Genomic DNA, 14,969 nt, shown 5'->3' with positions numbered 1-14,969 from the left:
AAAAGAAATGTCTCAAGGTCTAGTAACAGCTGCTTATATCATCGCAGCCTTGATGTTCATCCTAAGTTTGGCGCGTTTGTCCAAACAGGAAACTGCACGTAGCGGTAATTACTTTGGTGTGGCTGGCATGACGCTGGCGTTGATCGCGACCATTTTTAGCGATCAAGCGTCTGGTTTTGGCTGGATTATTCTGGCCATGCTAATTGGTGCAGCTATTGGTCTGGTTCGTGCGCAGCGTGTAGAAATGACCCAGATGCCCGAGCTGATTGCATTACTGCACAGCTTTGTGGGTTTGGCCGCCGTTTTGGTGGGCTATAACAGCTACGCCAATGCGGGTAGCGTGTCCCCAGATATGCACACTATTCATTTAGTAGAAGTGTTTGTGGGTGTGTTTATCGGTGCTGTGACATGTACCGGTTCGTTGGTAGCGTTTGGCAAATTAAATGGCCGTATTTCCAGCAAACCCTTGGTGCTGCCGCACAAACATAAGCTGAATTTAGCGGCTTTGGTAGTCGCTTTCTTGCTGCTATTGGCGTTTGTGAGTGCCGATGGTTCTACCATTGCTTTACTGTTGATGACGCTGATTGCGCTGGCGTTTGGCTGGCACTTGGTAGCTTCCATTGGTGGTGCGGATATGCCAGTGGTGGTGTCCATGTTGAACTCCTACTCAGGGTGGGCAGCAGCGGCAGCGGGCTTTATGCTAGAAAACGATCTGCTGATCGTGACAGGTGCGTTGGTAGGGTCATCGGGTGCGATTTTGTCGTACATCATGTGTAAAGCCATGAATCGCTCATTCTTGTCGGTGATTGCGGGTGGTTTCGGCACGGAGAGTGGGGTGTCAGATAGTGCAGAGCAAACCGGTGAGCACCGTGAGATTCAGCCTGCCGATGTGGCCGATATGCTGAAAAATGCACGTTCTGTCATCATCACACCCGGCTACGGTATGGCCGTGGCACACGCACAAAATGCCGTGTCAGAAATCACCGAGTTTCTGCGCCAAAAAGGGATCACCGTGCGCTTTGGTATACACCCTGTAGCGGGGCGTTTGCCGGGGCATATGAACGTGTTGTTAGCCGAGGCGCGTGTGCCTTACGACATCGTGTTGGAAATGGACGAGATCAACGACGACTTCGCGAGTACCGACGTGGTGTTGGTGATCGGTGCGAACGATACGGTAAACCCTGCCGCCGCGACGGACCCGCACAGTCCTATTGCTGGCATGCCGGTATTGCATGTGTGGGAGGCGCAGAACGTGATTGTGTTCAAACGTTCGATGAACTCTGGCTATGCCGGCGTACCTAATCCGCTGTTCTATAACGAGAACTCGTTTATGTGCTTTGGGGATGCCAAAGCAACGGTAGAGCAGATATTAAAAGCGCTATAACTGCCTAAATCAGCAACTCACCAAGGCCTGTTTAACAACAGGCCTTTGAGCCTTGTGGGCTGGTCTCTGCATAGTGTATGTAGACGCAATGGCCATGGGCGTCGTGCTGTATGTGTAAAGTCCAGCCTAGTTTTTCACACAATAACGTCACGATATATAGCCCTAGGCCACTACTGCCTTTTTGGAGGGATGACGTAGACAGACTCTGCACAGGCAGCCCAGAGCCTTGGTCGCAAATGCCAATATGCGAGGGTTCTAGGGTGATGGTGATAGGGCCGCTAGTGTGTTGCAACGCATTGTGTATGACATTGCGCAGCAAAATTCTGACCAGCACAGGGTTGCTAACCAGGTGTATCTCCGAGGATGGCGCTAGTACAGTAACGCGCTGGTGGGTATCGTAAAAGTGCGAGGTATCCTGAATGATGGTGTGTATGGCTTCTGCGAGGTTGATCGTCTCTATGGGGATATTGTGTGCGTCTTGACGCGACAATTTCAGCAGTGCATCCACGTTATCGGCCATTTCCACTGAGGCACGGCGAATACGTAATAACGTTTGGCGATCATTGGCTTGTTGTTGGTTGCGTCGCTCAATCACATCGAGCGCACCCGAGATCACGGCAATAGGCGTGCGCAGTTCATGGCTGGCAAGGCTGAGCAGTTGCTGCTCACGCGCAATGAATGCTTCCATCTCGCTTAAAAACAAGTTCATGGTCATAGCAATGTGATGCAACTCACGATCTTGATAGTTAAGGTCTAGTGGCTGTATTTTTTTCCCTGGGCATAGTGCAGCCACTTGCTCGCTAAGAGCCGACAGTGGGGCAATCAGTTTACGACTACTCCAGTAGGCTAAGAGCAAACTCAGTACCACCATGCCCACCATGATCAGGGTGACAGAGATTAATAAGGTGGTCTCTCGTTCTTCAAAGGCCGTGATATTACGTGCCCAATATAACGTCCCTTGGTCCGTTTGCTCGATGTTGATGAGGTATGTTTGATCCCCTAACTCGATTTCCGCTTTTGTATGCTCTAGCGTGGGAGAGAAAGGAACTGGCAACTCATCAGGCACAGTAGCGCCAGTAGGAATAAACGCAATTTTATTGAGTGCACCATCCCAAATAAAAATATGTTGTTGATGCTGCGCACTCAGTAATTCAGGAGGGATGTGATCGGCCTGAGAACCCAATAACACGTCCTCTAGATGCTCATTGGTCAGTAGCACCGTAATGATGGTGACGAGCATGCTGATCAGCGAGAGGGCAAAGAGTGCTTTGTAAACTCTAGAGGCTATGCTTTTCATAGGTTATTCAGCGTTGTGCAAAATATAACCACGGCCATGCAGGGTTTTAACCAAAGGCAGTTGTGTGAATTCGGTGAGCTGCTTACGTAAGGCATACACATGGGTGCGTACGGTGTGATGTTCGGTGGGGCGTCCGTCCCAAACCTGCTCCACCAGTTGTTCATGATTGACGGGTCTGGGGCATGCTCGTAATAGCAACTCAAAAATCTTTGCGCTATAGCCAGTCAGTGTCCCGACTGGCTGCTGCTTCACATATACCGTGTAGGTGTCTGGATCAAAACTCACGTCTTGGAAATGCAGCAGTGGATCGGACGAAACGGTATTACGACGCGCTAACGCTTGCACACGTAGGCTTAGCTCTTTAAGGTCAAAGGGTTTAACCAAATAATCGTCTACGCCCGCATTAAAGCCCTGCGTTTTGTCATCAATATGATCTTTAGCCGTAATCAAGATGATGGGCGTATTACGACGCAAATCGTGGCGTATGCGGTGGCTGATTTCAAAGCCGTTAATACCAGGCAGCATGACATCCAGCACAATGACGTCATACTGGTTGGTGGCCAGCAGGTGTAACGCCGTGAGCCCATCTGAGGCAAAGTCAGGAGAGTACTGGGATTCATCATTAAAGTACTCAAACAGGTTCTCGGCCAGAGAAACATTATCCTCAACGATCAACAAGCGAATTTTGCCAAAATTTTGTGTCATATCAAGGTTGTGAACGCATAAATAACTGATAGCGCTTGGAGTGTGCGATAGCGGTGTAGCGCAGGTCAGTGATAGTTTTCAACATTTGGGTATTGTCGTTCGCAATCACAACAAATGCAGGGGCAGCAGTGGCGTGGTTACTGTTGAATACTGCCGGATCAATTGATGCGGTGCGTTCCTGAGTGTAAAACCTGGCAGAAAAGCTAGGTTTGTCTACGAAGTATAAGGTATCACTAGGGGCGGCTCGTGTTAAAAATTCTTGAGCAATGGGCCGATCAGTCTTGGTCAGGGTGACATCATGTAAGCTCAGGCCGGCCAGCACCAGTCCGGCCACAGGAACTAGGGCTGTAAGGGCGAGCACCATACGTTGTATAGGACGGTTAAGAGGCGGGAAGTAGTATGCCGTCACTATCGCCAAGGGCGCTAAGCCGGGTAACAAATAGGTCCACAGGATATTGCCAGCGGCAGTAAAAAATATCGCGGGGAACAGCGCCAGAATGAGTAGGTATAGGCGGTTGCTAGGGAGCGCCTTGAGGGCGCGCAATCCCTGTTTGCGCCATGCCGTAATCAGCAAGAAAATGCTGAGCAATCCCCACGGGAAGGTGGCGGGGAGCAACGACAGCCAGATACTCCCTAGTGGGGCTTGATGTGCTGTGCCGTATAGGTCGCCTTGCCAGCCAGGTACTAGGAAACGGCTGATATGCTCACCAATCAAGAAGTAATTCAAAAAGCCGGGTGTTTTGAGCTCTGCCAAGATATACCACGGTAGGGAGAGCGCACAAAACAGTAAAATACCGCTCACCCACGGTAGGTGGCCAAGTAAATTCAAGACAAAACGACGTCTGAAAAAAGCCAGCAATACTAAGGGGGCAAAGCAAAATACCAGCGCTAACGGGCCTTTAGAGAGCATACCTATGCTCAGCCCCACAAAAAATGCCCAGCCCCATGCTGTAGACGGCTGAGCCGCTTGCTGTAGCAACGCCACCATGCTGAGGCTTAGCCCCAGATTCAAATAAGGGTCGGTCAGTACGGCACCAGCATTGCTGAATGCTAAACACATGGTGTTGTAGATCACCGCAGCCAGTAGCGGGGTGTAAGACTCAGTGCGGGTAGCGTGTGGTGGCACTGGCATGATGCAGCGTGTGCCATGCATAACCAGTGCGGTAATGGCGATATTGACCAACCACGAAGGCAGCCTACCGGTAAATTCATGGATGCCAAACACCTTGAACGACAAGGCTTGCGCCCAGAATGATAAGGGTGGTTTGCCCCAGAAGGGAACATCAGGGGAAAACCATGGTGTGATCCAGTCATTGCTTTGCACCATGATTTGGGCAATAGCCGCATAACGAGGTTCTGAGCTATCTGCGTACGGCAATGCCCACATGATCAGTAACTGACTACACAGCGTTAACAGCAGAAGCGACCACAGAGTACGCGGCACGCCGTTAGATCTGTGAGGCATGTTTGTAGTCTTGTTGGTAAGACGATAGCAGTGAGCTGTCCGCGCCAATGATGCTTTTAATCAAAAATACAGGGCGTTGTTTGGTTTCTAAATAGGCTTTACCTACATAGTCGCCCACTAACCCTAGTGCGCTCAGTTGCAAGCCACTGAACGTGCCCAACAGCAAAATGCCTAGCGTCAGTGTGGTGATAGGAGTGCCCATGTATAAATGCTCTACCAGCAGCCATAACCCTGTGAGCATGCTGCCGATGAAAATGAGCAAACCACTGAACAAAATCAGCCGTAAGGGTGCGGATGAGAATGAGGTAATGCCATCTAAGGCCAAGTTGCAAAGGTGCAGATAGTTCCATTTGCTGTGGCCTGCAGGGCGCGGCGCACGGTCATACTCAATCACGTGTGTGGTAAAGCCTACCCACGCGAACAACCCTTTGTTGTAGCGGTTGCGCTCTGGCAATTGCAGTATGGCGTTAACGACTTGCCTAGACATTAACCGGAAATCGCCCGTATCTGCAGGAATGCGAATACTGCTCATGCGGTTGAGTAGGCGGTAGTACAGGTGCGCGGTGCTGCGTTTTAGCCAAGAGTCGCCCTGGCGAGTGCGGCGTTTCATCGTGACTACGTCAGCACCTGCTGCCCATGCTAATACCATGTCAGGAATAAGCTCAGGCGGGTCTTGTAAGTCGGCATCCATCACAATGACTGCATCGCCTCTGCAATGCTCTAAACCTGCACTTACGGCAGCTTCTTTACCAAAGTTTCGGCTCAAGACAACGATGCGCAAGGGCAGATCTTGGGCTATAGCTTGTCGTAGTAGGGCAAGGCTATTGTCTTGGCTACCATCGTCTACGAACACGATTTCGTGGGGTAAACCGGTGGTTTGCAAAATGGCTAATAAACGAGGGATCAACAGTGGCAGTACAGCGGCTTCGTTGTACAGTGGGATCACTACGCTCAGCATTTTTGCTGATGAGGTATGTAGTGTTCTCCAGGGTTCAGCAGGAGCGTTCATGAAAGATGATCCTCTGATAAGCAAATAAATTAAGTGTGGCAAGGCTGGCGCTAGTAAGCGCTTGTAGTAATAACGGTTGGAGCGTGGGTAGCACGGCGGTTAGCCCCTGAAAAATAAGCGAGTTCAATCCAATGTTGGTACACACCAGCATCAGGTATCGCAGTACCGCTGAGCGGTGAGCTCGTGTGCTGCGATACACCAAATGGTATTGACACATATAGTTCAGAACCGCACCGCTAATCGCTCCAATAAAGGTTGCCGTTTGAGCGGGAACCGAGTGCTGCAGCAAACCGTAAAACACACAGATATGCAGCAGCGTGGCGGTCACACTACTCAGCAGCGATGCTGAGAGCGTGGGAATACGTGTTTTGGACATCGTGAGTAGTAGCGATGGTATAGCTACGAGAGTCATACATATAGGTAGGCCAGAGCGCATACGCTTTGGCGGTTTCCAGCGCTTGCGGGTGTGTTTCTACTACCTGATAGTCAGCTGGAGCGGTATAGGTAAATTGGCGATGTTTTTTACCTGGTTCCAATACCGTCAACAGGTCTTGCTGCAAGTAGCCAAAGTTCTCGCCATATTGCATGATGGCGCGCTCTACTGTTTGACGTTTGGTTAAGTCTTGACCAATCATCGGGTGCACAATCGAGGCGTCGGCTAATGACAATAAGGTCACAGGCAAATCGATTTGGCTGATGATACGGTCGTCTTGTCTAGCAGCAACAGTACCGCCCAAAATCAAAGCCGGAATATGGAAGTGACGCAGTGGAACCGCATCGGCACCGCCTACACGGGCGTCATGGTCGGCCGCCACCAAGAATACGGTGTTTTCCCAGTAGCTTTCTTGTTTGGCGCGATCAAAGAACTGGCCTATAGCCCAATCAGCATAACGAACGGTGTTTTGTACGCTGGCAGTTTCTCCCTCTGGGGTGATGCGGCCGCTAGGGTATTCCCAAGGCGAGTGATTGCTAACCGAAAACGCCAAGCATAGGGTAGGCGTGTCGTGAGCGTCGCTCAGAATCTCATGCACTTTATTGAACATGTCTTCGTCGCTAGCCCCCCAGGTGCCGACAAAGGCGGGGTCTTTGAACTGCGCACGCTCATGCAATTCGTCAAAGCCGTTGCCCATGAAAAAGCCTTTCATGTTGTCAAAATGGGCTTCGCCGCCATACACAAAGTGTGAACGGTATCCCAAGGGTTTCAAGCCTTGGGCCAAGGTAAAGAAATTCTGTTGAGCACCAGAAAGACGCAGCACAGCATCCGAGGCCGAGGGAGGGAAACCACATACCAGCGCTTCCAAACCGCGTACTGAGCGTGTGCCGGTGGCATAGGCTTTGCGGAAGTTCCACCCTTCGGTAGACAGCTTGTCCAAATTTGGAGTGAGGTCTTGCCCGCCTAAGTTACCCACAAACTGAGCACCTAAGCTTTCTTCCACAATAATGACGATATTCAATGGTCTTGCATGTGAGTGGTTGGCAATGTGTTGATGCAAGCTAGGTAATTCAGGGTGCGTGCTTTGTATGCCAGCGTGATCCAGCACCAAGCGCTGCATGTCTGCCGTGGGCAGGTCGCCATACAGGTCTGCTGCCGAGCGCTCATTTTTTAAGCTGTACAGGGCGTAGGCCACGTTATACGTGGAATTTAAGGCCAAGCTGTTCAATAAGCAGTCACCGCAGTACGCAACGGTAGAAGGGTTCAGGGGGCGATGACGCAGCGTGCCGCGAATGGCTAAGAATGACACCGCAGCACTCGCTAGGCTTAAGCCCAAGGCGGCTGGCCAGCTAAACGATTGTGCGAAGGGGAATGTACGGCCAAATACGGCACTACCGGCATAGCACAGCAGCGCTAACAAGACTAAGGCGCCAAACACAGGCAGCTTATAGCCTTGCCATAACATGCCAGCTACTTCTTTAGGGTGTTTCAGGTAGTCGGTGTACAGACGGTTAGGGCGTACATCGTATTCCATGATGAATTGCACGCTGGATAACTCCGGTAAGAGTATCAACAGCCACATTGCGCTTAAGTACACAGCGGTGATTTGTTGAGCCCACAGAGCATCGTTAAACCAAGGGGCAAGCAGCAAAGGTAGGGCAAGCGCAAAACCAACCGTGGTGGTATCAACGCGCAAACCGCCGAACATAATTGGACGTAAGCCGCCAGCGTTATGAACTCGTTTGTATTGCCAAAGACTTAGCAGTAGTCTGGATAGGCTTAAGCATAGGAATGTGCTGATGCTGAAAAAAAGAATTTGCCAATACATAGTGAGTAACTCGTTTGGTGAGCTAAAAAGCCCAACCTAATCAGGAGAATGTAGGCAAATTGTAGAAAAGCGTTTGGTTGGTATTTATCAAGCAAATATCAAGATTTCATCAAGTTGAAGGTTGAAGTAATCTTTCTGCGTAACAAAACGTGTCATTAAGTGGCTCTGTTTGAGGTGGTAATAGCGCTATGTGTGGCATACCACAACAAAAAAACACCGTGCCTAACGAGAATATGAATACTGGCTTAAAATACGATGTAGTCAGACGCCACAGCGTCTGTATTTATTTGGAATTACGTTGAAATCGCTATGACCACCTCCACTGTTAGAACACGTTTTGCTCCGTCACCAACCGGCTTTTTGCACTTGGGCGGGGCGAGGACTGCTTTGTTTTCCTGGGCATTTGCACGCCATCACAAAGGTACTTTTGTGCTGCGTATTGAAGATACGGATCTGGAGCGTTCTACACCCGAGGCGGTGCAAGCCATTATTGATGGTATGAGCTGGCTGGGCATGCATGCTGATGAAGGCCCGTTCTACCAAATGCAGCGTATTGAGCGTTACCAAGAAATCATCGCTCAGATGCTGGAAAACGGCACAGCTTACTACTGCTACAGCACACCAGAAGAAGTAGAAGCAATGCGCGAGAAAGCACGTGCATTGGGTATGAAACCCCGCTACGACGGCACATGGCGTCCTGAGGCGGGCAAAACATTGCCCGCTATTCCGGCTGACCGCAAACCTGTGGTGCGTTTCAAATGCCCACAAGAAGGCGTGACATCATGGGATGACATGGTGAAAGGCCGTATCAGCTTCAGCAACTCTGAGCTGGATGATCTGATCATTGCGCGCCCAGATGGCACCCCTACCTACAACTTTTGCGTAGTAGTAGATGATTGGGATATGAACATTACCCACGTGATTCGCGGTGACGATCACGTAAATAACACCCCACGTCAGATCACTATTTTGCAAGCGCTGGGTGCAACCGTGCCTGAGTACGGTCACGTGCCGATGATTTTGGGCCCAGACGGCGAGAAATTGTCCAAACGTCACGGCGCAGTGAACATCATGGATTACGACACCCAAGGTTACTTGCCTGACGCTATGGTGAACTACCTAGCTCGTTTGGGCTGGAGCCACGGTGATAACGAGCTGTTCAGCCGCGAGCAGTTGATTGAGTGGTTTGATACACGTAGCTTGAGCCGTTCAGCCTCCCAGTGGGATCCTAAAAAACTGAACTGGGTAAATGCGCATTACATCAAGCAAACCGATAACGACGCACTGGCGGCGGTAGTAGCTCCACGTGTGTTGAAGCTAGATCCAGCGGCTAACGTTAGCCAATTGCCCGAGGTATTAGCGCTGATTAAAGACCGCGCTGAGACCCTGAACGATTTGGCCGAAGGCGCATTGTTGTTCTGCAGCGCGTTTGTTCCAGCACCTGCCGAGTTGCAAGCCGAAGCGCTGACCGAAGAGTCTCGCGCTGTCTTGGCGACCTTTGCTGAAAAAGCCACTGCGCTGACCGAGTGGAACACCGAAGCTTTGGCGCAGGTTATCAAAGACACGTTGGAAGCCCATGGCATCAAAATGCCTAAATTAGGTATTCCGCTGCGCGTGGCTGTAACAGGTCGCAAACAAACCCCAGCGATTGATGCTGTATTGGCGTTGTTAGGTCGAGAGCAAGTGTTGGCTCGTTTGGCACAAGCGGTATAAAACGTCGCTTTTTTGCCTGTTGAGGCAGAAAATAAAACCCCATCTTTATCAACAAAGATGGGGTTTTTGTTTGTAGGACAGACAAAGATTGTTAGCAGCAAATAATCAGCAGATTGAAAGCAATGACTTGGTGGTAGCATAGCGCGACCTAAATTAACTGCCTGTTATCACCAAGGAGCTTCGTGCAATGCAGGTTGATTCTTTTCACAGCTTTACGCTGACAATTTTGTTGCTGTTTATTGGTAAGGGATTAGTAGCTCGCATCAATTTTTTGCGTGCTTATAGTATTCCTGAGTCCTTGGTGGGTGGGTTGATTTGTGCGGTGGGCACGTGCGTCATTTTTTATGGTTTGGGGCTCACAATTGATTTTGACTTGCATCTGCGTGATGTGTTGTTGCTGTATTTCTTTGCCGGTATAGGTCTCAATACCGATATACGTTCGCTGGCCAGTGGCGGTAGGCCGTTAGTGATACTAACGGGGCTATCGGTGTGCTTCATGGTGCTGCAGAACATGACCGGCATGGGGTTGGCGCAAGTCTTTGGTTTGGACCCGCGCGCAGGGCTGATGCTGGGCTCTATATCGTTGACGGGTGGGGTAGGGACTACCTTATCGTGGACTGAGTTCTTTACTGATAAGTTAGGTATTGCCAATGCTAAAGAGCTGGGTTTGGCGGCTAATACTATAGGTTTGATTGCTGCGTGTGTGATTGGTGGGCCTATTGCGGCGGCCCTGATTGGCAAATATAAACTCACTCCTTCCGAAAACGTAGAGTTGGAAGTAGGGAGTATGCACAAAGAAGAAAAAATCGCTCGTATCGACTATTACGGCGTATTGATGGCGCTGTTCTGGCTGAACATGGCGTTGATTTTGGGTAGCTTCATCAACCAAGGCTTAGCGCAAAGCCCTGTGGTGTTGCCAGAGTTTGTAGGGTGTTTGGTGGCCGGGATTGTGATTCGTGCCATAGGCACATTAAGTACCTTACAGCGTCAAGGCAGAATGTGGCAGTGGCCCATTATGCAGCCAGGTTTAGCGCTGATTTCCGATATCTGCTTGGGTGGTTTTATCACCATGGCATTGATGGGGCTACAGTTGTGGACGTTGCAGCCAGTACTGGGTTTCATGCTGGTGTGTATGTTGATTCAAGTCGCCTTGGTGGTACTGTTTATCTTCGTAGTGGTCTTTCGTGTCATGGGTAAAGACTACGAGTCTGCGGTGATGTGTGCTGGTTTTGGTGGTATTACGTTGGGCTCTACTGCCACGGCAATTGCCAACATGACCGCGGTGACACAGCAGTATGGGGCTGCGCACAAAGCCTTTGTCGTTGTGCCCTTGGTATGTGGGTTTTTCATCGACTTAGCAAATGCCTTGGTTATTGGAGTGATGGTGAACATCACTCCGTAATGGTAATGAGAACTGTTGCGTTTACCCGCCAGATGACAGATTGTAGAGCGTTATAGCCTTCATATCTTCCGTAATAGGAATTACTATCATTAACAATCTTGTTGGTGTGCTGTGGTTCTTATACGGAAAATATCGTGACGTTCAAATTAAATCAGACGGTAAGTGGGGTGCTAGCAGCGTTATTTTGCGTAGGCGTGGCAGCCCCTGTGTTAGCTCAGCCTGTACAACAGTTAGAAAGTATTAAGGTGCTGAGCACTGCCGAAGAAGAATTAAAAGAGTCTCTAGGCGTCTCTATCATTACCTCTGCAGATATAGAGAAAAACCCCTCTGTCACTGACCTAACCGATATTCTGCGTAAAGAGCCAGGCGTGAACCTCACGGGTAGTGCCAACTCTGGTATGCGTGGTAATCGCCGACAAATCGATATACGTGGCATGGGGCCAGACAACACCATGGTGTTGATCGATGGTAAACCCGCTACCTCACGCAATGCCTCACGCCAAGGGTGGACGGGCGAGCGCGATACGGATGGCGATACAGGTTGGGTACCGCCTGAAGCCATTGAGCGTGTAGAGGTTTTGCGTGGGCCAGCGGCAGCACGTTATGGCTCTGGTGCTATGGGTGGTGTGGTGAATATTATTACCAAACGCCCTACGGACTCATTCCATGGTTCGGTGACAGCATTTAGACAGATACAAGAAGATGGTAAAGAGGGTGACAACTGGCGCACTAACTTCAATTTATCAGGCCCCATTAGCGACCGCCTTGGCTTTAGGGTATATGGGGGCTATAGCAAAACACAACCTGACGCCATAGACATTAATAAAGGACGTGCGCCCGAGAAAAACGGTTTCGTGGATGCTTCCGGAAAAACGGGTGTACGTGATAAATACATTAATGGTTTATTGGCGTTAGACCTTACACCAGAGCAGCGCCTAGAGCTGAGCTTTGGTAGCAGCAGAAAAAGTGATCTGTATTCGGGTGATACCCAAAACACCATCGGTAGCAGTACCGAAAATGGTGGAAACTTTATTCCCGTTTCAGAGCTTTTTAACTCCGAAACTACCATTGTCTACCGCAATACGGTGGGTTTAAGCCATCACGGTGACTGGTCATGGGGTACCTCTCGCTTAGACGCTAGCTATAGTTACACGCGTAATAATCGTGGTACTGAAGGTTTGTTTGGTGGGCCTGAAGGCGCCTTCTTGTCGGGGCAAGGGACATCTGGCCAGGACTTGCGCTACAACAGCGTACTCAAAGAGTCACGACTAGACGGTGAGGTGAATATCCCGTTCATGGCGGGTGGCATGGACCAAATGCTAACAGTGGGTGGCGAGCTTTTGCATGAGTCACTGAATGACCCAGGTAGCTTGCGTACGCTGATGGTGGGCGGCAATAGCTGGGAGCCAGCAAGTATTGCTGGGCGTGACGGTAAAACCAAAACCTCGTACACCAGTGGTGCGCTGTACCTAGAGAACAATATGCGGATCAGCCCTGATTTCACACTGATTCCTACTATTCGTTTTAACCAACACGAAGAGTTCGGCTTCAACGTTAGCCCAGGTTTAACGGCTTCGTATGCACTGGGTGATTTCTGGTCAGTCAAAGGGGGTATTGCTAGGGCCTATAAAGCGCCTAGCATGTACCAGTCTAATCCTAACTACTTGTTGTACAGCCAAGGTATTGGGTGCAGACCAGGTTACTCTACTGGCGGTTGCTACTTGCAGGGTAATGATGATCTGAAAAGCGAAACCAGTATCAACAAAGAAATTGGTATTGCTTATGACGATGGTGAGTTAAGCACTAGCCTGACGTACTTCCGCAATGATTACAAAAACAAAATCATGGCTGGGGTAGAGTCTTACGGTGTGGTGACCAACGGCCGTGGCCCTGCAGATATCTTGAAATGGGAAAATACCCCTAAGGCGGTAGTGTCTGGCTTGGAAGGTAATTTGTTCATGCCGTTAAGTGAGACGGTAGATTGGAACACCAACTTTACGTATATGTTGGAATCCAAAGACAAAACCTACAACCAACCGTTAAGCATTATTCCTAAGTACACCGTGAACAGCTATGTACGTTGGATGCCTACTGAAAAACTCACCTTGCAAGCTAACGTGACATGGTACGGCAAACAAGAAGCTGCCGACTTTGATATTCGTAAGGGTACAGACGTGTCTGGTCCATCGCTGAACCCTTACGCGTTGGTAGGTTTTAGCGCTGGTTACGAGATCAGCAAAAACGTGTACGTGAAAGCCGGTGTGAACAACTTCTTTGATAAGAAACTGTACCGTTATGGCTTAAGTAATGGTAACCAAGCGTCGGTAACTAACAGTGCGGGCGCTCGTACCTATAACGAACATGGTCGTTCATTGTTTATAGATGTACGAGCCTCGTTCTAAGTAAACAGCAGGTAGACCAAAAATGCCCAGAAGACGTTACTGTCATCTGGGCATTTTTTGCTCAACCCTGCCGTGAGCTAAGGGCTAAAAGGCATAGCGCAGTGCATTCACGCGTTGTCCTCAAACTTATGCACAGCCTCGGTGGACAAGATCTCTGTATTAACAGTGATTTCCTCAGGGCTGAGTACCGCAATTAACACCTGTGCCAGTGCTTTGATCATGGGGTCGGTATTAGGGCGGTGCAAAATTGCCAATTCGAAGGCATCAATACTGGGTAGCCCTTGTGCAGAACCCAGCTCTATATGCTGACTGGTGACTGCCCTACGCGGCAATAAGCTGATGCCCATGCCATGCGCTACCGCGCCTTGAATGCCGCTTAAGCTAGAGCTGGTGAAGCTGATACGCCACCGACGGCCTAAGGACTCTACAGCATTGATGATTTCTTCTCGGTACACCCCTCGATGTGGAAAGGTGACGAGTGGAATAGGGTCTAGGTGAAAGACGGGGTGAGTAGCGCTGTCTACCCATGCTGTATGCTCAGGCAATAGCGCGACTGCAGCGCGATTATGGTGGCGTTGTTTGATTAGAATAAGGTCTAAATCACCTTGGTCGTAATCTAAAAGCAAGTCACGGCTAAGCCCACTGGTGACCTCTAAACGTACCTGCGGATAACGTCGATTAAATGAGGCTAACGCTTGCATAGTGCGGCCACTAGCAAAATCCTCGGGCACCCCTAAACGGGCTGTAACCGTAATTTGTGCCCCTGATAGAGCTTCCGACATCTGGTCATTGAGCATCAGCATTTGCCGCGCATAGCCTAGCAATGTTTGCCCCATTTCAGTGGTAGCAATGCCTTGGTTATTACGTTCTAGTAGGCGATGCCCTGTGTGTTCTTCTAAGCGCCTAATTTTTTGACTAACCGTAGATTGGGTAGAGTGCAGGCGGGTGGCCGCACTGGTAAAGCTGCCACACTCTACGACGGCGAGCAGGGCACGCAATAAATCTAGGTCGTACAACAGTCTATTTGTTTTATCACTGCTGATCATCGTTGTAGTGGAATTCTAAATTGATAGGTGTACAGCGTAATTGAATAAGAGTGGCCAGGCCTGGCCTGGTTTTTAGCGTGAGCAGACTACATAAAGTCATGTAATAACAGTAAGATGCCGAATTTTTGAGCACCGTTTTTTTATCTGTTCTGTGCAAATAATAGCCTACTATCATTCATTCAATAAGTGAATTTACTGAATTAAAACATTTAATTTGCTAATGAATGGGTCTGCCAGTAAGGTATAAGAGTCCCCCGCGCATTGCAGCGACGGCGTGAAAAATGC

Annotated in this window: 11 protein-coding genes; 4 read left to right on the top strand and 7 right to left on the bottom strand. The window is 49.7% G+C overall.

The genetic code is table 11. The annotated features are described in order from the left end of the window. Window positions 1-7: 7 nt before the first annotated feature. Window positions 8-1,384: a Re/Si-specific NAD(P)(+) transhydrogenase subunit beta gene (pntB, locus tag ACLPHM_RS12430; protein ID WP_430221548.1), complete on the top strand. Its 1,377-nt coding sequence runs from the start codon at window positions 8-10 to the stop codon at window positions 1,382-1,384. Window positions 1,385-1,415: 31 nt separating this feature from the next. Here the strand turns inward: pntB and ACLPHM_RS12425 are convergent, their stop codons facing one another. The 6 genes from ACLPHM_RS12425 to ACLPHM_RS12400 are packed head-to-tail and all read right to left on the bottom strand — an operon-like array spanning window position 1,416 to window position 8,121. Beyond that, window positions 1,416-2,681 carry a HAMP domain-containing sensor histidine kinase gene (locus ACLPHM_RS12425; protein ID WP_430221547.1) on the bottom strand — a complete coding sequence of 422 codons (1,266 nt, stop codon included), beginning with the start codon at window positions 2,679-2,681 and terminating at the stop codon, window positions 1,416-1,418. A gap of 3 nt (window positions 2,682-2,684) precedes the next feature. Beyond that, the gene (locus ACLPHM_RS12420; RefSeq protein ID WP_430221546.1) at window positions 2,685-3,386 is read right to left on the bottom strand and encodes a response regulator transcription factor; all 702 of its coding nucleotides are present in this window, start codon (window positions 3,384-3,386) and stop codon (window positions 2,685-2,687) included. A gap of 1 nt (window position 3,387) precedes the next feature. Next, a complete protein-coding gene (locus ACLPHM_RS12415) occupies window positions 3,388-4,851 on the bottom strand; it encodes an ArnT family glycosyltransferase (RefSeq protein WP_430221545.1) in 1,464 nt (487 codons plus the stop codon). Further along, on the bottom strand, window positions 4,835-5,860 hold the full coding sequence (locus tag ACLPHM_RS12410; protein WP_430221544.1) for a glycosyltransferase family 2 protein: 1,026 nt from the start codon (window positions 5,858-5,860) through the stop codon (window positions 4,835-4,837). Before ACLPHM_RS12410 ends, ACLPHM_RS12415 begins: the two co-directional genes overlap by 17 nt. Beyond that, entirely contained in the window at window positions 5,844-6,236 is a 393-nt protein-coding gene (locus tag ACLPHM_RS12405) for a GtrA family protein (protein WP_430221543.1), read from the bottom strand. The genes ACLPHM_RS12410 and ACLPHM_RS12405 overlap by 17 nt, the downstream gene beginning before the upstream one ends. After that, window positions 6,190-8,121, bottom strand: a complete 1,932-nt coding sequence (locus ACLPHM_RS12400) for an LTA synthase family protein (RefSeq protein WP_430221542.1) — start codon at window positions 8,119-8,121, stop codon at window positions 6,190-6,192. The genes ACLPHM_RS12405 and ACLPHM_RS12400 overlap by 47 nt, the downstream gene beginning before the upstream one ends. A 309-nt stretch (window positions 8,122-8,430) precedes the next feature. Here ACLPHM_RS12400 and gltX point away from each other — a divergent pair, with 309 nt between their 5' ends. From gltX to ACLPHM_RS12385, 3 genes are all read left to right on the top strand, one after another. Further along, the gene (gltX, locus tag ACLPHM_RS12395; RefSeq protein WP_430221541.1) at window positions 8,431-9,834 is read left to right on the top strand and encodes a glutamate--tRNA ligase; all 1,404 of its coding nucleotides are present in this window, start codon (window positions 8,431-8,433) and stop codon (window positions 9,832-9,834) included. Between the two features lie 187 nt (window positions 9,835-10,021). Continuing rightward, on the top strand, window positions 10,022-11,236 hold the full coding sequence (gene gltS / locus ACLPHM_RS12390; RefSeq protein WP_430221540.1) for a sodium/glutamate symporter: 1,215 nt from the start codon (window positions 10,022-10,024) through the stop codon (window positions 11,234-11,236). 134 nt (window positions 11,237-11,370) lie between these two features. Then, window positions 11,371-13,638, top strand: a complete 2,268-nt coding sequence (locus ACLPHM_RS12385) for a FepA family TonB-dependent siderophore receptor (RefSeq protein WP_430221539.1) — start codon at window positions 11,371-11,373, stop codon at window positions 13,636-13,638. A 107-nt stretch (window positions 13,639-13,745) separates the two neighbouring features. On the opposite strand, the gene ACLPHM_RS12380 is transcribed toward ACLPHM_RS12385, so the two are convergent. Further along, on the bottom strand, window positions 13,746-14,684 hold the full coding sequence (locus ACLPHM_RS12380) for a LysR family transcriptional regulator (protein ID WP_430221538.1): 939 nt from the start codon (window positions 14,682-14,684) through the stop codon (window positions 13,746-13,748). Between the last annotated feature and the right edge of the window lie 285 nt (window positions 14,685-14,969).

Source organism: Paenalcaligenes sp. Me131 (assembly GCF_050487225.1).
Classification (GTDB): domain Bacteria; phylum Pseudomonadota; class Gammaproteobacteria; order Burkholderiales; family Burkholderiaceae_B; genus Paenalcaligenes.
The sequence above is the reverse complement of the archived record's forward strand: the minus strand, read 5'-3'. Positions and strand labels throughout refer to the sequence as shown.